Raw genomic sequence first — 16,772 nt, 5'->3', positions numbered from 1 at the left:
TTCTGCCTTCCTCATCCCTTTACAGCGCCGAATGTCAGGCCGCCGACGATCTGTTTTTGAAGTGCGAGCGTTACGACGATCACGGGAAGCGAATAGAGCACCGCGGCTGCGGTCATCGCTCCCCAGGCAAGCCCGTAGACTGAGTTGTATTCGGCGATGACGATCGGTGCCGTTTTCGTAGCCTCCGATGTCAGCAGCAACGCATAGAGGAACTCGTTCCAACTCGTGATGAAGGTGAAGAGCGCAGTCACTGCGATCCCACCAATCATGACCGGAAGGATAATCTTCCGGAATGCCTGGAAACGTGTGCAGCCATCCATGCGTGCTGCTTCTTCGAGTTCCTTCGGCACGCCTTCGAAGAAGGCGGACATGAGCAACAGCGCCAGCGGGACGGCAGCCGAGGTGTGGGCGAGAACCAGGCCCGGAATCGTATCAAGCAGACCCAGAGACTTTAGCAGCTGGAACAGTGGCACACCCAGGGACACCGACGGCACCATACGCGTGACCAGCGCAAACAGCAGGAACAGGGTGGTGATCCTACGCCGGTACTGCGTTGCGACGTAGGCTGCGGGGACCGCCACCGCCAGCGAGAGCACGGTTGTCAGCACCGCCACCGTGAGCGAGCTTGCGAACGCCTTCGGCAGAGCCGACGATCGCAGCACTTCGCGAAAGTTTTCGAGCGAGACCACTGCAGGCAGGAAGCTTGGCGGAATCTGCTGGACATCCGCCGCCGGCTTGATCGAGGTCATGAGCAGGTAGACGTATGGTAGCGCATAGGACAGAACGAGCACGAGGGCCGCCGCGTTGACCAGCATGCCATTGATATTGAAGCGGCGTGCCCTACCCATGAACCGGCCTCCATATCTTCCAATATGCCGCGGCGGCGAGAAGCATCATGACGATCAGGAACAGGGTCCCGGATGCCGATGCCTCGCCAAGATCGCCGAACCGAACCATGCGCTGATAGATGTTCATCGAGAACACTTCCGATGCGTGATTTGGGCCGCCTTGCGTCTGTATCCAGATGAGGTCGAAGGTCTTGGCCGCATCTACAGCGCGGACGATGACAATGACGGCGATAACCGGACGCATCAGCGGCAAGGTGACGTGCCAAAACCGCTTGAACGCATTCGCGCCATCAATCCGGGCAGCTTCGAGCAAGTCTTTCGGAATGTTCGTCAATCCGGCGTAGGACACGAGCGCGACAAAGGAGGTCGTCAGCCAGATATCGGCGAAGGAAACGGAATAGATGACGATGTCCTCGTCGGACAGCCAGGCGATCGCATCGGGTTCTCTGATAATACCCAGATGGACGAGCCCATAATTGAGAATGCCAATGTTGCCGACCAGCAGGAAGCGCCACAGCAGGCCGGCCACGATCGGCGGCACCATCAGCGGCAGCGTGAAGACCGTGCGATGCCAGCGCGATCGGCCGGGAAGTGCCGAAAACAAGAGAGCGGCGCAGAAGCCGAAGGTAAACTCGAAGAACAGCGCAAAGACCGAATATTGAATCGTTCTCAATGCGCTTTCGGCAACGCGCTTGGAGGTTAGCGCGTCGATATAGTTCTTGAGCCCGACCCACTCCCTTATATGGGGGGTGATGGTGTCGACCTTGAAAAAGGAATCAAACACCAGGAGCCCCACCGGGTATGCGACCAGCAGGCCTAGGATGGCAAGCGCCGGCGCAAGCATGCAGAGCACAAATCGGTCTTCACCCGACATGGCTGTCTCCGAAAGCTGATGATAGGCGGAGGATTTTCTCCTCCGCCGGCGATGAGGATATAGAGTTAGTTGAGGATGTCCTCGATCGTTTCCTTGGCATCGGTCAGGACCTTGCCGACATCCGCCTTACAGGCCAGGGCCTGCTGCACGGCGGGAAGGACAGCTTCATCGACGATTTCCTGATATTTCTCATTCATCGGCCGCCCTTGGGTCGCCGGCGCACTCAACGTCTCAATCAGCGGCGTGAAATGCTCATATCCAGGCTTGCCGGAATAGCTGCGATAGGCGGAGTTCGTCGCGGCAAGGCCGAGCGGCGCTTCGATGCCCAAGGCATTGTTGGCGATCGCAAAGGCTATGAATTTCTTGGCTGCGTCCTTGTGCTGCGACGTCGAAGGAACAACATTGTACCAAGGTCCTGGAATGGCGGCGATTCCGGCATCGCCCGCCAGCATCGGTGCAACGCCGACCTTGCCGCTGACCTTGGACTCCGCAGGCGTCATCTTGTAGGCGTGGGCCCAGAATTTCATCATGGCCGTCTTGCCTTGATAGAACAGGTTCTGAGCCTCGCCCCAACCGATCTCATTCACATTCTCCGGCACCGAATGATCGGTGCAGTGCGGGGCGATGTAGAATTCGAGCGCCTTCTGATGCGCTTCGTTATCGATGATAACTTTGCCATCCTTGTTGAGGATCACACCGGGCGAGCCCGCCTGAAGCACATGCGCCATCCACTCTTCGGAAAAGGTGCCGATGGTGTCGGTGCCCCAGAAGTCGGTTTTGCCGTCGCCGTCCGTGTCGCGGGTGAAGAACTTTGCCATGTCACGCCATTGTTGCCATGTCTTCGGCGGAGCAAGGGGATAGCCATACTTTTCCTGGAACGCCTTCTGCTCCTCCGGTTTGCTAAAGAGGTCCTGGCGATAAAAAACGATCTCCGCATTCGCCCAGGCGGGCATTCCGATCATTTTGCCTCCAACCTGTGCGTCGGCAAGCAAAGCTGGTGGCAGATCCTTGCGAACCGCGTCGGTGAAAAGCGGTGAGAGATCCTCAACATGGCCGGCGAATTTGGCGTTCCAGACAACATCGATCGTAACAACATCGAACGCCGATGAACCGGAGGCGATCTCGGCTGAGAACTTGTCGAACACGCCCTGGTAGGGAACGACCGTGAACTTCACCTCGATGCCGGTCTCGGCGGTGAACTTCTCAGCCACGGTCTTCTGCAGCATCTCGCCGCCGCCTTCGACCAGGATATTGATGGTTTCGGCATTCGCCGGCGCCACCATGAAGATGAGCGCAAGCGCGCTGGCTGAAAGCAAATTCTTCATGAGATCCTCCTGTCTTGAGCGAGGCTCTCACTCCAGCCTCCCATGAAGGCAACCATAATCTTGGTATGACGACGTTGTCAACGCGGATTGTCGACGTTGTCATAAAATTGTCGACGTTGTCATTCCCTTGGTGTACAACTGCTTTCAGAGAGAAAGGATTACGGTATGGTCAGCATCGTCAGTGTCGCTAAAGCGGCCGGGGTATCGAACAAGACCGTGTCCCGGGTGATCAACGGCGAACCGCATGTGACCGAGGACACGCGAGAAAGAGTGGAAAAGGCCATTCGTGATCTCGGCTACATTCCCAACATGGCCGCGCGCCAAATACGCTCAAGCCGCTCCAACACGTTCGGGATCATCACCGACTATGTTTCCACGACTCCCTATTCGGTCGATATCGTGCGCGGAATCCAGGATTGGGCCAATACGCATGGAAAAAGCATCCTGATGGCAAACACCGGCGGGTTACCCGAACGGGAGGCGGAAATCTGGAAAATGTTCCAGTCCCACCGTATCGACGGGGTACTCTACGTGACGATGTACCACCGCGTCGTGGATCCCGAGGCCGGCGATGTGAGCATACCGACAGTAATGATCAACTGCCGGCCGCAGACGAGCGAGCTCTTGCCATCCATCGAGCCTGACGACTTTCAGGGCGCCCGGGACCTCACCCGATATTTGCTTGAACGGGGACACCGAAGGATCGGCTATATCAGGCTCAACCCGATTCTGCTTGGCGCTCAACTGCGTCTCGATGCCTTCCGCCGCACTGTGAAGGAATTCGGCCTCGGGGAGAGCAACCTCTCCATTCGTCTTGGAATGGAAGGACCGGTCGGAGCAGAAGAGAATTATGTGTTTGCGGCAGCGACCGAAATGTTGCAGCAAAAAGATCGCCCAACTGCGATCATGAGCGGCAATGATGAAATGGCGATTCAGATCTATATTGCAGCTTTGACGTTGGGACTAAGAATCCCGCAGGACGTCAGCATTGTTGGCTTTGACGATTTCAGAACCGTATCATTGGCGCTGAAGCCCGAACTGACCACCGCGGCATTGCCGTACTATGATCTCGGTTTCCAAGGCGCCGAGTGGTTGAACAGCGTCATTGCTGAAGAAAAGGTGCGCGCGAGTCGTCGTGTCGTCTCGTGCAAGCTTGTCGAGCGTACATCTGTGTGTACTCTGTAAAACCGTCGGCGTGATGCCGCCCCGCTATCTATCCCGACGACTAGCTAGCCACCTGATTTGCGGGAACGCGTGGGCATGGAGGCCTGTCAGAACTCACATAATGCAGTTGAACGGGATCGAACCGTCAACCTCTTGATGATCGGCGTGCTCAGGGAACTGCAGGGACCCACGAAGTAGGAAGTGGGCCACTTCTACTCGTCGTTGAGCTCGCTGGGCCACATCTGGGCGCCATGCAGGACACGCAGAATTCGAATCCTATCCGCCATCACCATGTAGGCTGCAATATAGGTGGTCCGGCATCACAAGCTCTCGAGTTCCGGCAATGCGGCCAGGGCGGCCGCTTTCGGGAAAGTCAAGCAGACGACGTGCAGCGCTGGCGAGCTCCTCGTGGACGTGGACCGCCGCCCTCGGATTCTCCCTTTCGATGTAACTGAAGATAGCGTCGCGATCGTCAAGCGCATATCGCCCCCAGACGAGGCTCATCGATCACCCGCCGCAGCCTTGCGCAAAGCTGCCGCGCGGCGCTCTCGAAAGTGCGCATCGGCATCGTCGACGTCGCGTCGGGTGTGCTCGAGTGCCCGCAACACTTTGGCGGGGAACCAAGCGTCGTGCGCCTCGCTGTGGCTGAAAAGTTCCAGCGGCAGGGCGCCCTCATTCGCTGTCCGAGTTAACAGGATTCGAACAGCGTCCGAGACCGTTAGACCCATGTTCTCTAAAACCGCCGTGGCGCGCTCTTTGACTTCAGAATCGATCCGAGTCTGGACAAGTGCATTAGAAGCCATGTGAAAATCTCCTTCACCGCTAATGTAATGCACATGCATGACAGCTTCCAGAGCCGCCGCGACTGTCTCATGCCGAATGCACACGGACTCGGGCCGGCGGCAGCGCCGTTCCTGTTGATACATTATGCGATCTTATCGGCCCAAAAGGTGAACATCACAGCAACCCGCTCTGCCGGGCTCATGGAGGCACGATTCCGTCCGCCCCCGACGCCCACGCTTAAGTCTGTGAACGGCAGCACTGCGCCTTCAAGTCGGACACTGAGCAGAGCACGGTGGTATCCCAGAAGCGGACATGCATACATGCCGCCGAGCTGCAGGTTTGCACCACTTCCAGAGCTTACCTCGGAAGCTGCGATCGACGCGTTTCGACCCAAAGCTGCCGCCCGACGACAGCGCCGGGCATGTCCTATGTTGCCCCAAAAGCGCACCATTAGGATGGCACCCGCGTTGCTGCGTCGGTCCGTCGTCCCTGCCGGGATTTAAGTGGCTCGTAAGCTGCGACGAGCGCTGCCAGTCACCAAGGCCGGTCTTGTCCTCACGTCTATCTATTGCTGGGGTCGCGCTTTGTTTGCCAGGAGCGCGCATACGACTGTCGGCGCGGGACGCGGGCATGTGAGTTGAACATGCGATGTTCACCGTTGGACTTTGCCAAGCCAATCCATCACTCGGGTTATCGTCTGTCTCTCTTGCGGTGCCTGCATAGAGAATGCATCGGCGAGTTGCGCCTGCGGTGTATGTCTGGCCACAACCGACAAGCTGTCTCCCAGTCCGTAGCCGCCATGTGTGACCAGAGGTATGATCGTCTTGCCGGAGAAGTCGTGGCCGGTAAGGAACGAGCGGACCACGGGTGGCAACGTCATACCCCAGATTGGAAAACCCAGGAATATCGTGTTGTAGCGGGCGACGTCGGCAACCGTCCTTTTAAGGGGCGGTTCATAGCCACGGCCGCTCTCCTGTTGCGCTTGCTCCACCGTCTCGAAATAGTCTTCAGGATAAGGCTTTTCCGGTACGATCTCGAACAGGTCGGTTCGTAGCGCCCTGCTGACCTGCCCCGCGACGACACGCGTGTTTCCGCTCCGCGAAAAATACGCAACAAGTATCGTTCCCTCTATTCGGGCAGCCGCAGCCGGGGAAACGGAAGCGGCTCCCCCTGCTGCGAGAGGTAGTAACAACGAGGACATCAGGATTTCCCTTCGTGTCGGATCGTCGGGAGCCATCGCTTTCCTCCGGGATGTTAATCAATGTCCGGTCATCTTCAGCACGGCTTCGGGCAGGCGTTCGCCCTGAACCTCTACCTTGGAAGCTTCGGCGTCGATCTCAACGAGATCGTCGGCCGTCAGGTCCAGGTCGAGTGCCCCAAGGTTTTCTTCCAGACGATGCAGCTTGGTGGTGCCGGGGATCGGCACGATCCACGGCTTCTGCGCCAGCAACCAGGCAAGCGCGACCTGCGCCGGTGTCGCACCCTTGCGATCCGCCACACCCTTGACCACACTGACCAGCGCCATGTTGGCCTTGCGCGCCTCGGTCGAGAAGCGCGGCACCAAATTGCGGAAATCGCCCTGTTCAAACTTCGTGTTCTCGTCGATCCTACCGGTCAGGAAGCCGGCGCCGAGAGGGCTGAACGGTACGAAGCCGATGCCGAGTTCCTCCAACACAGACAGAAGTTCGGCCTCCGGGCCGCGCCAGAAAAGCGAATATTCGCTCTGCACCGCCGTTACGGGCTGGACCGCATGAGCGCGGCGGATGGTCTGGACGCCGGCCTCGGAAAGACCGAAGTGTTTCACCTTGCCTTCAGCGATGAGGTCCCTGACCGCGCCGGCGACGTCCTCGATCGGCACATTGAGATCGACGCGATGCTGGTAGAAGAGGTCGATGCGGTCGGTCTTCAGGCGCTTCAGCGCCGCCACCGCCACCGCCTTGATATGCTCGGGGCGACTGTTGGTGCCGCCGCTGCGCGCGCCGGTCTCAAGATCGATGTCGAAGCCAAATTTCGTGGCTATGACGACCTTGTCGCGGAACGGCTGAAGTGCTTCGCCGAGCAGTGCTTCGTTGGCAAATGGACCATAGGCTTCGGCCGTGTCGAAGAACGTCACGCCGAGATCATGTGCGTCGCGGATGAGCGTGACCATCTCGCCCTTGTCCGCACTGTTGCCGTAGACGCCCGTCATCCCCATGCAGCCAAGGCCGAGGGCCGAGACCTCGAGACTTCCGATATGTCTGTGTTTCATCGCGATAATTCCTTTACTTCTTCTCAGGCGCCTCGACGTTCGAGAACGCCAGAACGGCGTCTGGCAAGCGCTGGCCGCGCACCTCGATCGCCGCTACGGCTGAATTGAGTTCGTCGATCTCCTCGGGCGTGAAGCTGATCGAGGCAGCGCCGATATTCTCCAGCATGTGCGGCATCTGCGTCGTGCCTGGGATCGGAACAATCCACGGCCTTTGTGCCATCAGCCACGCCAAGGCGATCTGCGCCTGCGTGGCCCTCTTCCTCTCGGCCCAGTCGCCCAGCAGTTTCACGAGCGCCAGGTTCGCTGGCAGGTTCTCTGGCGAGAAGCGGGTCTCGATCCCGCGAATGTCTCCCTCGGCCAAGCGCGTCCGCTCATCGATCGCTCCCGTCAGGAAGCCGACACCGAGCGGGCTCCACGGCACGAAGCCGATGCCGAGCTCCTCGCAGGCAGGGATCACCTGATCTTCCGGCCCGCGCCACAGTATCGAATACTCGTTCTGGACGGCCGACACGGGTAGCGCGGCGTGAGCGCGGCGCAACGTGTCGAGCCCCATTTCGGAAAGGCCCAGTGCAGGATCTTGCCTTGCTCCATGAGGTCCTTGACGGCGCCGGCGACGTCCTCGACCGGAACCTCCGGATCGACGCGATGCTGGTACAGAAGGTCGATCCGGTCGGTGCGCAGGCGCTTGAGCATGCCCTCAACCGCCAACTTGATGCGCTCCGGACGGCTGTTGAGGCCGGGGCGCCGCTCACCGGTTTCCAGGTCTATGTTCCAGCCGAATTTTGAGGTGATCACGACCTTGTCTCGGAACGGCGCGATGGCTTCGCCGAGAATCCGCTCGCACTCATGCGGGCCGTAGGCCTCGGCGGTATCAAAGAACGTGACGCCGCGCCCATAGGCCGTGCGGATGATATTATTCTGGACGCCAAGGCCGACGCTCGAGACTTCCAGCAAGCCCAGCTTCCGCCGGCCGCTCAGTTTTGATGCAGTGCTGTTGACGCCCGTCCCTTGAGCGGTCTCCTGGGCTGAAGCCTGTGAACCGGTGCCGAAGAGCAGCGGCGTCGCCGCGAGACTTCCCGCTGTGCTCAGGAAACCACGGCGACCCATTTCCAACATCCTTCTGTTTGTCATGCCTGCTCGTCCTTCTATTATGTCGGGCGGTTCTTGAGTTTGAGCTTGAACGGCCCGCCTCAGCGGTTGACGAAATGCTGGTGCGAGGCGGGATAGCGGTCGCCTTGCACGACGATGCCGGCGAGCGACCGCGTGATGCGCGCGAGTTCGTCGGAAGTCAGCACGAGGTCTGCCGCCCCAAGGTTCTCCTCGAGCCGGTGGAGCTTGGTGGTGCCGGGGATTGGCACGATGTACGGACGCTGGGCGAGCAACCATGCCAGCGCGATCTGCGCTGGCGTCACCTTCTTGGCCGAGGCAATCGATCCGATAAGGTCGACGAGCGCCTGATTCGCCTTCAACGCCTCCGGTGAGAAACGTGGCACGGATGCCCGGAAGTCGTCTTTCCCGAAGGTGGCGTTCTGGTCGATCTTGCCCGTTAGAAATCCTTTCCCAAGCGGCGCGAACGGCACGAAGCCGATGCCAAGCTCATCGAGGAGCGGCAGGATCTCGGTCTCCGGCTCACGCCACCATAGGGAATACTCGCTCTGCAGCGCTGCAATCGGCTGCACCGCGTGGGCGCGGCGGATCGTGTCGACGCCAGCCTCCGAAAGCCCGAAGTGGCGCACCTTGCCTTCATGGATAAGGTCCTGGACGGCGCCGGCGACATCCTCGATGGGCACGTGCGGGTCAACGCGATGCTGATAGAAGAGGTCGATATGATCGGTCCGAAGGCGCTTCAACGCCTCGTCCGCCACGCGTCGTATGCGGTCGGGACGGCTGTCGAGCCCGTTGGCCGGCACGCCATCCCTGAAACCGAACTTCGTTGCAATTACGACCTGCTCGCGAACAGGCTGCAGCGCTTCGCCCACGACCTCCTCGTTGATGCCAGCCCCATAAGCCTCGGCGGTGTCGAAGAAGGTGACACCGCGCTCATGGGCCGCGCGGATGAGACGGATCGCGTCGCTGCGCTCGCTGGCCGGCCCATAACCATAGCTCAAGCCCATGCAGCCGAGGCCAATGGCCGAGACATCCAGCGCTCCAAGTTTTCTCGCTTCCATCGTCATGCCTTCCCAGCTTCTCCGACCGAGCAGAGATCTCCCCTGTTCAGCCGGAGTCTTCTGCGGCCTGTATGGACCGCGCGATATGCGAAGAAGATAAGTGATGCAGCAGCTTGCGATTAGCCGCTATAATGCGCATGAGCCTTTTAGATGAGCTAACAAATAGTCATGGAAAACTTCAACGATCTCGCCACATTCGCCGTCGTCGCCAAAGAACGCAGTTTCACACGCGCCGCTGCAAAGCTCCGCGTTTCGCCATCGGCGCTAAGCCAAACCATCCGCAATCTCGAAGAGCGGTTGGGTCTGCGGCTCCTGACCCGCACCACGCGCAGTGTCGCACCGTCGGAAGCCGGCGAGCGCCTGCTGCGCACCATCGCGCCGCGCTTCGAAGAAATCGAAGCCGAACTTGCCGCCTTGAGCGAGCTTCGCGAGAGACCCGCCGGCAGCGTTCGAATTACTGCCGGCGAGCACGCTGCTATCTCAGTACTGCAACCCGCTCTCAAGCGGTTCCTGCCCGTTTATCCGGACATTCAGGTCGAGATCATCATCGATTACGGCCTAACCGATATCGTGGCCGAAGGTTATGACGCTGGCGTTCGCATGGGCGAACAGGTCGCAAAGGATATGATCGCCGTTCGTATCGGCCCCGACATGCGCATGGCGCTTGTCGCGTCCCCAGGCTATTTCGAACGGCATCCGCTTCCCAAAACTCCGCAGGACCTGACGGGACATAAATGTATCAATATACGCCTCCCGACCTATGGCGGATTGTTTCCTTGGGACCTGGAAAAGGATGATCGTGAGGTCAAGGTGCGGGGAGAAGGACAACTGGTATTTAACAGTCTCGGCATGAGGCTGTACTCGGCTTTGGACGGTCTCGGCGTGGCGTACATGCCCGAGGATCACGTGCTCCCATATATTGCAGAGGGTCGGCTGATCCGGGTGCTGGAGGACTGGTGTCCGAAATTCCCCGGCTATCATCTCTACTATCCGAGCCGGCGGCACTCATCGCCCGCTCTAACCATACTCGTCGAAAATCTTCGTTACCGCATGGATTGATGTCTCTCGCTCGGAAGCGCCGATCAGCTCATGCAATGCTGGGACTGACGCACCTTAGGGGGCACTCGAATGCCGCGTTTGCCCACTGAGAGCATAGACTCGGGCTGATCTCTCGCGGCCACGTACCTCTAGCGTCCCCATCGCGACGGCATCTCGACAGGCCGAATGCAGGGCATCGAAGGTGGAGCCACTGATAAGGCAATCGGTTCCAAAGTCCTTGTTCAGCGCCTCGAGCCGCTGCGCCAAATTCACGGAATCACCATAGAGGGTGTAGGTGTGGCGGGCTTCACCTCCGACGGTGCCTGCGGCTATCGGGCCGGTGGCGACACCGATCCTTAGACGAACCTGGTGACCTTCGAAAACCTGTTTGGAAACGAGTGAAAGCAGGTCGCGAGCTGTATTAACTGCCCGATCCGGATGGTCATCGGCTGGGAGTGGCGTGTTAAAGGCAGCAATAAATGCATCGCCAATATAGTTCACAACCACCCCGCCCCGCTCGTCGACGATCGCGGTCGCAGCACCGAAAAAGCTGTTGAGCATCCGGATCACGCGCTCGGGCGGCAATGTTTCCGACAGGCGCGTGAAGCCTTCGATGTCTGCGAATAGAATGCTCGCCGTCCGCAATTGGGGCGACAGTTGCCCGGCCTGGATGAGCTGCTCGGCCACCTGCGGCGGAACATAGCGCCCGAAAATACGCTGGATCCGGTTTCGTTCAACTTCGCCGGCGGCGTTAGCCCGAACCACATTTCGAGCACGGTGGACCGCCAGCGCCGCAATACACGTCACCAGAAGGATCACCACGCCCTCGATCACCCGTACCGGAATGCCCAGGAAGTAAGGACTGAGGAGCACGGCAAAAACATCATCGCGCGAGGGCGACGATGGCAGATCCCCAAGACTGACGATGTGCTCCATGCCCAGCATGATCCACGCTGTGGCGCTGGCGAGGCCGATGACGGCGCAAAGGCCCGTCCAGATGACCAATGCCGGCGACAGCGCCAGAATGGAGGCCGCTACAATTCCATAGAAATATTCGGTTCGGCTGGACAGAAAAACGAGATTTTGGGGAACATCGCCGCCACTGCTGAGCGGCGCGAAAGCAAGGATGGCGCTCGCGGCCGCCGCATCGACCGCGAACAGCGCAAAGCGAGCGGTACGCTCATACCGGCTGTGGGCCAATCGCAGCGGGATCAGACCAATCGCGGCGGCGAGGAGGAGAACACCCGCCACATAAACATTGTTGGGAAATGCATAGAGGGTCAGATAGAAGAAGGCGAACGCAACCAGAGCGCCGGTTCGGCCGATGACGGCGAGCCGAAATCCCTTACGCTCCGCGCCAGCAAGCGCTTCTTCGGCGGATGACTGATCGGGGTGACCCGGCATTCGTCTGGTGCTCCTTGGCAAGCATCAACCGTTGGGAAGTACCTGCGCTTGCCGATCGGCGTGGGTATTCGGGCGTTTCCTTCCTTGTAGCCATTTCATGAGGTAATGGGTGAGGACTATGTATAGCCCGGCGGTCGCGATGCAGTGGACAAAAAAGCCCGCAACCGATTCCTCGAAATTCCACCAGTCGAGCGTCGTCTGCATCGAGAGCTTCGTGCCGATCGCCAATTCGAACGAACTCCGGACGCCGTAAACCGCGATGAGGACGGCGACGGCGCGCAAAACAAGGGTACGCAGGGCATTCGGCTGCGTTATGCCGGTCAGCTTGCGTGCCACGCCCATGAGCATCGGCCAGCGCAGTCCGAGATGGACGGACACGATCACCAGAACCCAATAGGCCGCCAGGGTGTGGATCTGCCGGACGGTGAAGCCGCCATAGGCCGACATGATGCCGGACAGCGCATTGGAGATGAGCACGCTGGTTACGAGCAACGCCAGCATCGCCACAAACAGCAAAATCGTCACCACGATATTGAACAGGCCGCGCACCTCGCGACGGGCTTTCGGAACCGTACCGTACCAGCGACGATTGAACGCGTTGTGCACGATGACCAGCAGGAACATGGCGGTTCCCGCCAATTCGTGGGCGACGTTGCCGAGCCACCAGTACGAGAAGGCAAACAGCAGCAGACCGGCGGCAACGAGATCGAAGACAAGTCGCGTCAGAAAAATGGGGCTCAAGCGCTCGACCTCCCGGCTCACTCGACCGGCGTGCCGTCGAAACGGGGGATGCGATAGGCGGTATAGAGGTAGTCGCTGTCCTGTTGGCCGCTATGGCAGGACTGACAGCGCGCGGTGTTTTCGTCCATGTTGATCGATTTGTCCGGCCAGAACCATTGAAACTGCCAGTCGCCGGTGCGGCGGCCTTCGTCATAGTCGGCGCCGAAGCCTTCACCCTTCTGCATGACGAAGTAGCGATAGAGTTCGCCGTCTCGATGATCGACCAGCACGAAATGCGTGCCCGTCGGGATGGGCTGGCCGTTCTTGACGGCCTCCATGGCCGCCGGCGTGGTCATGATGTGCTCCATCACATCGCCGCGTCTGACGGTCGTGTAATGAACGAGCGCATCGAGGTTGGGAAACTCGACGCGGTTCGGCTCAGCATGGACCTGCCAGCCGACGAGAGAGGCGGCGCAGGCAGCAAGTGCGCTTAATGCGACTGGATATACAAATTTGTTCATGAGCAAGCTCGCCTGGATTCGAGAATATAATGACGCTGGGCCGCGGGTCGCCTGCTGGCGACCTGCGGCGGTTTCGCTGCGATGATGATCAGCGCCCGTATTGCTCGTCCGACACCTGCTCCATCCATTCGACGGTCTTGCCGTCGAGCGCTTCGGAGAAGGCGATATGGCTCATTCCGACCGAGGGGCTCGCGCCATGCCAATGCTTCACGCCCGGCGGGATCCAGACGGTATCGCCAGGTCGGATTTCCTCGACCCGACCACCTTCTCGCTGCACCAGGCCGACGCCTTGCGTGACGATCAGAGTCTGGCCGAGCGGATGGGTGTGCCAGGCGGTGCGCGCCCCCGGTTCGAAGGTGACGGTGGCGCCGCTGATGCGGGCTTCACCACTCCCCTTGAAGCGGTCGTCGACTCGAACGGAGCCGGTGAAGTTCTCGGCGGCCCCTGCCGTGGACGGTTGCGAGCCGGCCCGCGTCACCGTGATCGCCTGATCGGACTGAGCGGAAGCGGACGAAGCGGCAAGGACGAGCGAAGCGACGGTCATGGCGGCGATTTTCATGGCGTTCCCTTGCTTCGACATCATTTCTTGAAGACGTCCTTGGCGACGGCGATCGCGGACACGGCATTCGGCCAGCCCGAATAGAAGGCGAGATGGGTGATCGCCTCGATCAGTTCTTCCTCGGTGACGCCGTTACGCTTGGCGATGGCAAGGTGCGAACGAAGCTGGTCGGGGCGGTTCATGGCGACGAGCGCGCTGACCGTCGCGAGACTCCGATCCCGCTTGGAAAGACCGGGCCGCTCCCAGATGTCGCCATAAAGCACCTCGTCGGTCAGTTCGGCCATCTTCGGTGCGATGTCGCCGTAGAGCTGCTAGGCGCGCGACTGTTGCTTGCCGGCCGTCGCATCGGACGCCGCGGGGGTCTGATCCTGGGCGATAGCCATGGTGGAGATTCCTCCGGACAGAAGCAGGCTGGCTGCGACGAACAGATTTCTGGTGAGTTTCTTCAAAGCGCATGGCTCCTTGGGATTTGCGGGGGAGGATACGGCGCCCCGGCTATCGAACCAGGGGCGCGGGAAAAATCGGGTCGACGGATTACGAGCGGTCGGAAGCAAGGGTCCGGGCGAAGAACGGCGTCAGCTTGCCCATCGCGGCATCCACATATTCGGGAACCCAGTAGGTTTCGATATGGGTTGCGCCCTCGATCTTGAACAGTTCCTTGTCTGTCGTCCCAGTGGCCTTGGCGAAAGCGTCCTCGCTCATGTACAGGCTGTCGGCCTTGCTGCCGGCGATCATCAGCAGCGGCTGGTCGATCAGTTCGAGCTGATCGGTGGCATCCCAACGCATCAGGTCCAGCAGACTGCTCATGGTGTATTTGAAGGTCGAGTTGGGATGCGCGTGCGTCTTCCAGTAGTATTCGTAACCCTGCCGATAGATTTCAAACGGCAGTGCAGCGATCTGCTCGTCCGTCAGGTTGGCATCGCCCGCATAGAGAATTTCTCCGCCGGCCACTTCCTGGGCGCGGGCCTCCGAAACCTGCTTCAGGCGCTCCTGGATGGTGGCCAATTGCGAATCCGCAAAGCCGTTGCGGCGAACCCGTCCGGAGTTGAACATGCTCAACGTCGCAATCGACTCGAAGCGCTTGTCGGTTTTCGCCGCGGCCAACGAGTATCCGCCGCCGCCGCAGATGCCGAGCAGGCCGAGGCGCGCGACATCGACGCCCGTATAACGGGTGATGAAGTCCGCCATGCCGTGGACGTCCTCGATGCGGTATGCTGGCTTGTCCACGTTGCGCGGCTGGCCGCCGCTTGCACCCTGATATGCAGCATCCGCGGTGATGGTGATGTAGCCCTGTTCGGCAAGGCGCTGGGCGTAGAGGCCCGCGACTTGTTCCTTCACCCCGCCATTCGGATGCGCCACGACGATCGCAGGATATTTTTGGCTCGGATCGTAGTTTGCCGGGGTATAGACGTTGGCGGCAATGTCCAGGCCGTTGAGCTTGTAGGTGACAGGGTGAATATGGACCTTGCCCGGCTCGTTCTTCGTGAGCGCGCCTTCATAGGTCAGCGTGAACGGGTTCTGCTTGTAGTCGGCCGCCCCGGCCTCGCCGGCCGCAAGCCCCGTCATTGCCGCCACGACGGCGGCCCTCACAATCGTGCGCTTCATCCGGATTCTCCTTCAGATTCTCAAAATCGTTCCATGCTCGGTCGATCACGGCGCATCGCCGTGATCGCCGTCAGTCCAGTTTTTTCTCGGAAAGGAACTTCGACACCTGATCCGCGATCTCGACATTGTTCAGATCGGAGAAGGGGAAATGTGTGTTCCCGCGGATGCCTACCTCGGGCAGGTGCACCAGTCGTGCATCGCCGCCACGCTTGTTGATGGCCTCGACCCAAAGCTTGGCCATGGCGAGCCGCACGCGCCAATTGTCTTCGCCGCGACGCTCGGTCGGCTCGGTCGGAATGTTGTCGCCGTAATAGATGACGATCGGAATGCGGGTCAGCTTGTCGAAGTCCGCCGGTGCCACGCCCTCCGCCTTCAGCGGGCCGGCCGCGCTCGGCATCTCCGCGGGAAGCTCGCCCTCGGGGAAAACGAAGCCGCTGCCCGGCTCGAAGGAGACGATCGCCTTGACGTTCTCGCTTTTAATCGCCGTCAGCCAGCCAGGCCCACCGGCCTGCGAATGGGTGAAGAGGATGCCGGGGCCGGTCTTGTCGAACAGCGCCGCCATCGCGTCCGAAATCACGCCGGCGTCGTAGGGTCCGGTATTGGGTGTGACGGAGCGGAAGAACTGGTTCAGCGTTTCCGGCTTGCGGTCGAACTGGACGCCGTCGAAATAATTGGGCCAGATGCCGATGCGGAACTGATCGAAGAAAAGCTGGTCGTTGGGTGTGGGTTCGATCGTCGTCGCCACGGTGCTGTTGCCGGCGCGGCCACGACGCGGCTGATCGACGAGGTAGACCGGAAAGCCGCGACGCAGGAAAATGGTTTGGAAGCCCTCGCGCCCGTCCGAAGTGGTCTCCCAACTGCGCGCCGACTGGAAGGCGCCGTGCAACATGACGATCGGTAGCGCCTTTGGGTTCTGCGGCACCTGATAGACAGCGTAGAGATGATCGCCGTGAAAACTCTGCCCGGCTGAAGTGGGCTTGCTGTTGTCATAGGTGCCGGGGGTGCTCACCACCGTTCCGCCGATCGCGAAGCTACCTTGCTCCTGGATCGTCAGAGGCTCCATTGGAGCAGCCACCGAGTTGGTAGGGGTCAGCATAGCCGCGGCAGCGAGCAACAAGACTCCGCAACGATTTCGCCAGTTCACAGCACCTATCCTTCTCGACGTACCGATTTGCCGCGAAAAATAGAGCCATTCCTATTCGTTGATTAGATGTGATTATCCGGATGGGTCTTTAAGCTCAGCTTCAAAATGGCTGACGAACCAACGCATCACACAGGCAGGTGTCCCGGTTCCCGAAATCTTCGTAAACATCACATCGCTGAACCGAAAGGCTACATCGCCTCATGCAAGGCGTGTTGCTCTCTTTTCCATATCGAAGTCCGCTCGTCGGGGCGATCCAGACCCCTGCGGAGCGCCTTCCGAACTTCCGCTTCCCACCGATACCGTTCTCTAGTAATGGGTCAAGGACGGCGGCTCGGTTATGAGCATTGTCGACGCTTTCGGGTGCCTGGGTT

The 16,772-nt window shown here is 60.0% G+C and carries 15 protein-coding genes and 3 pseudogenes; 2 read left to right on the top strand and 16 right to left on the bottom strand.

The annotated features are described in order from the left end of the window. Window positions 1-11: 11 nt before the first annotated feature. The 3 genes from CO676_RS28710 to CO676_RS28700 all read right to left on the bottom strand — a co-directional run bounded on the left by CO676_RS28710 (window position 12) and on the right by CO676_RS28700 (window position 3,047). The gene (locus CO676_RS28710; protein ID WP_097523594.1) at window positions 12-848 is read right to left on the bottom strand and encodes a carbohydrate ABC transporter permease; all 837 of its coding nucleotides are present in this window, start codon (window positions 846-848) and stop codon (window positions 12-14) included. Beyond that, window positions 841-1,722: a sugar ABC transporter permease gene (locus CO676_RS28705; protein ID WP_097523593.1), complete on the bottom strand. Its 882-nt coding sequence runs from the start codon at window positions 1,720-1,722 to the stop codon at window positions 841-843. The genes CO676_RS28710 and CO676_RS28705 overlap by 8 nt, the downstream gene beginning before the upstream one ends. A 65-nt stretch (window positions 1,723-1,787) precedes the next feature. Then, entirely contained in the window at window positions 1,788-3,047 is a 1,260-nt protein-coding gene (locus CO676_RS28700; RefSeq protein WP_097523592.1) for a sugar ABC transporter substrate-binding protein, read from the bottom strand. 165 nt (window positions 3,048-3,212) lie between these two features. Between CO676_RS28700 and CO676_RS28695 the strand changes: the two genes are divergently transcribed. Beyond that, a complete protein-coding gene (locus CO676_RS28695) occupies window positions 3,213-4,232 on the top strand; it encodes a LacI family DNA-binding transcriptional regulator (RefSeq protein WP_097523591.1) in 1,020 nt (339 codons plus the stop codon). 191 nt (window positions 4,233-4,423) lie between these two features. Here CO676_RS28695 and CO676_RS28690 read toward each other — a convergent pair. From CO676_RS28690 to CO676_RS28665, 6 genes and pseudogenes are all read right to left on the bottom strand, one after another. After that, window positions 4,424-4,715 (bottom strand): annotated as a pseudogene (locus CO676_RS28690) (type II toxin-antitoxin system RelE/ParE family toxin). Beyond that, window positions 4,712-5,014 carry a type II toxin-antitoxin system RelB/DinJ family antitoxin gene (locus CO676_RS28685; protein ID WP_097523623.1) on the bottom strand — a complete coding sequence of 101 codons (303 nt, stop codon included), beginning with the start codon at window positions 5,012-5,014 and terminating at the stop codon, window positions 4,712-4,714. The pseudogene CO676_RS28690 and the gene CO676_RS28685 overlap by 4 nt, the downstream one beginning before the upstream one ends. Before the next feature lie 632 nt (window positions 5,015-5,646). Continuing rightward, window positions 5,647-6,231, bottom strand: a complete 585-nt coding sequence (locus CO676_RS28680) for a flavodoxin (RefSeq protein ID WP_097523589.1) — start codon at window positions 6,229-6,231, stop codon at window positions 5,647-5,649. 21 nt (window positions 6,232-6,252) lie between these two features. Further along, window positions 6,253-7,242, bottom strand: a complete 990-nt coding sequence (locus CO676_RS28675; RefSeq protein ID WP_097523588.1) for an aldo/keto reductase — start codon at window positions 7,240-7,242, stop codon at window positions 6,253-6,255. A gap of 13 nt (window positions 7,243-7,255) precedes the next feature. Continuing rightward, window positions 7,256-8,373, bottom strand: a pseudogene (locus tag CO676_RS28670) (aldo/keto reductase). A gap of 59 nt (window positions 8,374-8,432) precedes the next feature. After that, window positions 8,433-9,410, bottom strand: a complete 978-nt coding sequence (locus CO676_RS28665; protein ID WP_097523622.1) for an aldo/keto reductase — start codon at window positions 9,408-9,410, stop codon at window positions 8,433-8,435. Between the two features lie 168 nt (window positions 9,411-9,578). On the opposite strand from CO676_RS28665, the gene CO676_RS28660 reads away from it, so the two are divergent. Continuing rightward, window positions 9,579-10,469: a LysR family transcriptional regulator gene (locus CO676_RS28660; protein ID WP_179875687.1), complete on the top strand. Its 891-nt coding sequence runs from the start codon at window positions 9,579-9,581 to the stop codon at window positions 10,467-10,469. A 54-nt stretch (window positions 10,470-10,523) separates the two neighbouring features. On the opposite strand, the gene CO676_RS28655 is transcribed toward CO676_RS28660, so the two are convergent. The 7 genes and pseudogenes from CO676_RS28655 to CO676_RS28625 all read right to left on the bottom strand — a co-directional run bounded on the left by CO676_RS28655 (window position 10,524) and on the right by CO676_RS28625 (window position 16,353). Next, the gene (locus CO676_RS28655) at window positions 10,524-11,852 is read right to left on the bottom strand and encodes an adenylate/guanylate cyclase domain-containing protein (RefSeq protein ID WP_097523586.1); all 1,329 of its coding nucleotides are present in this window, start codon (window positions 11,850-11,852) and stop codon (window positions 10,524-10,526) included. A 24-nt stretch (window positions 11,853-11,876) separates the two neighbouring features. Further along, on the bottom strand, window positions 11,877-12,593 hold the full coding sequence (locus CO676_RS28650; RefSeq protein WP_097523585.1) for a DUF4405 domain-containing protein: 717 nt from the start codon (window positions 12,591-12,593) through the stop codon (window positions 11,877-11,879). 17 nt (window positions 12,594-12,610) lie between these two features. Beyond that, window positions 12,611-13,093: a cytochrome P460 family protein gene (locus CO676_RS28645; RefSeq protein WP_097523584.1), complete on the bottom strand. Its 483-nt coding sequence runs from the start codon at window positions 13,091-13,093 to the stop codon at window positions 12,611-12,613. Between the two features lie 88 nt (window positions 13,094-13,181). After that, on the bottom strand, window positions 13,182-13,676 hold the full coding sequence (locus CO676_RS28640) for a cupin domain-containing protein (RefSeq protein ID WP_210202648.1): 495 nt from the start codon (window positions 13,674-13,676) through the stop codon (window positions 13,182-13,184). Beyond that, a pseudogene (locus CO676_RS28635) lies at window positions 13,673-14,101 on the bottom strand (carboxymuconolactone decarboxylase family protein). Before CO676_RS28635 ends, CO676_RS28640 begins: the two are co-directional and overlap by 4 nt. A gap of 85 nt (window positions 14,102-14,186) precedes the next feature. Beyond that, on the bottom strand, window positions 14,187-15,257 hold the full coding sequence (locus tag CO676_RS28630; protein WP_097523583.1) for an alpha/beta hydrolase: 1,071 nt from the start codon (window positions 15,255-15,257) through the stop codon (window positions 14,187-14,189). A gap of 70 nt (window positions 15,258-15,327) precedes the next feature. Next, entirely contained in the window at window positions 15,328-16,353 is a 1,026-nt protein-coding gene (locus tag CO676_RS28625; RefSeq protein ID WP_097523582.1) for an alpha/beta fold hydrolase, read from the bottom strand. Window positions 16,354-16,772 lie beyond the last annotated feature (419 nt).

The organism is Sinorhizobium sp. BJ1, from assembly GCF_002531555.1.
Taxonomy (GTDB): Bacteria; Pseudomonadota; Alphaproteobacteria; order Rhizobiales; family Rhizobiaceae; genus Sinorhizobium; species Sinorhizobium fredii_B.
The sequence above is the reverse complement of the archived record's forward strand: the minus strand, read 5'-3'. Positions and strand labels throughout refer to the sequence as shown.

Bases quoted from the DNA above. Each gene is read 5' to 3' on its own strand.
- CO676_RS28655 (WP_097523586.1), bottom strand. From the start codon at position 11,852: ATGCCGGGTCACCCCGATCAGTCATCCGCCGAAGAAGCGCTTGCTGGC.
- CO676_RS28705 (WP_097523593.1), bottom strand. From the start codon at position 1,722: ATGTCGGGTGAAGACCGATTTGTGCTCTGCATGCTTGCGCCGGCGCTT.
- CO676_RS28660 (WP_179875687.1), top strand. From the start codon at position 9,579: ATGGAAAACTTCAACGATCTCGCCACATTCGCCGTCGTCGCCAAAGAA.
- CO676_RS28685 (WP_097523623.1), bottom strand. From the start codon at position 5,014: ATGGCTTCTAATGCACTTGTCCAGACTCGGATCGATTCTGAAGTCAAA.
- CO676_RS28630 (WP_097523583.1), bottom strand. From the start codon at position 15,257: ATGAAGCGCACGATTGTGAGGGCCGCCGTCGTGGCGGCAATGACGGGG.
- CO676_RS28680 (WP_097523589.1), bottom strand. From the start codon at position 6,231: ATGGCTCCCGACGATCCGACACGAAGGGAAATCCTGATGTCCTCGTTG.
- CO676_RS28645 (WP_097523584.1), bottom strand. From the start codon at position 13,093: ATGAACAAATTTGTATATCCAGTCGCATTAAGCGCACTTGCTGCCTGC.
- CO676_RS28625 (WP_097523582.1), bottom strand. From the start codon at position 16,353: ATGCTGACCCCTACCAACTCGGTGGCTGCTCCAATGGAGCCTCTGACG.
- CO676_RS28665 (WP_097523622.1), bottom strand. From the start codon at position 9,410: ATGGAAGCGAGAAAACTTGGAGCGCTGGATGTCTCGGCCATTGGCCTC.
- CO676_RS28675 (WP_097523588.1), bottom strand. From the start codon at position 7,242: ATGAAACACAGACATATCGGAAGTCTCGAGGTCTCGGCCCTCGGCCTT.
- CO676_RS28700 (WP_097523592.1), bottom strand. From the start codon at position 3,047: ATGAAGAATTTGCTTTCAGCCAGCGCGCTTGCGCTCATCTTCATGGTG.
- CO676_RS28695 (WP_097523591.1), top strand. From the start codon at position 3,213: ATGGTCAGCATCGTCAGTGTCGCTAAAGCGGCCGGGGTATCGAACAAG.
- CO676_RS28640 (WP_210202648.1), bottom strand. From the start codon at position 13,676: ATGATGTCGAAGCAAGGGAACGCCATGAAAATCGCCGCCATGACCGTC.
- CO676_RS28710 (WP_097523594.1), bottom strand. From the start codon at position 848: ATGGGTAGGGCACGCCGCTTCAATATCAATGGCATGCTGGTCAACGCG.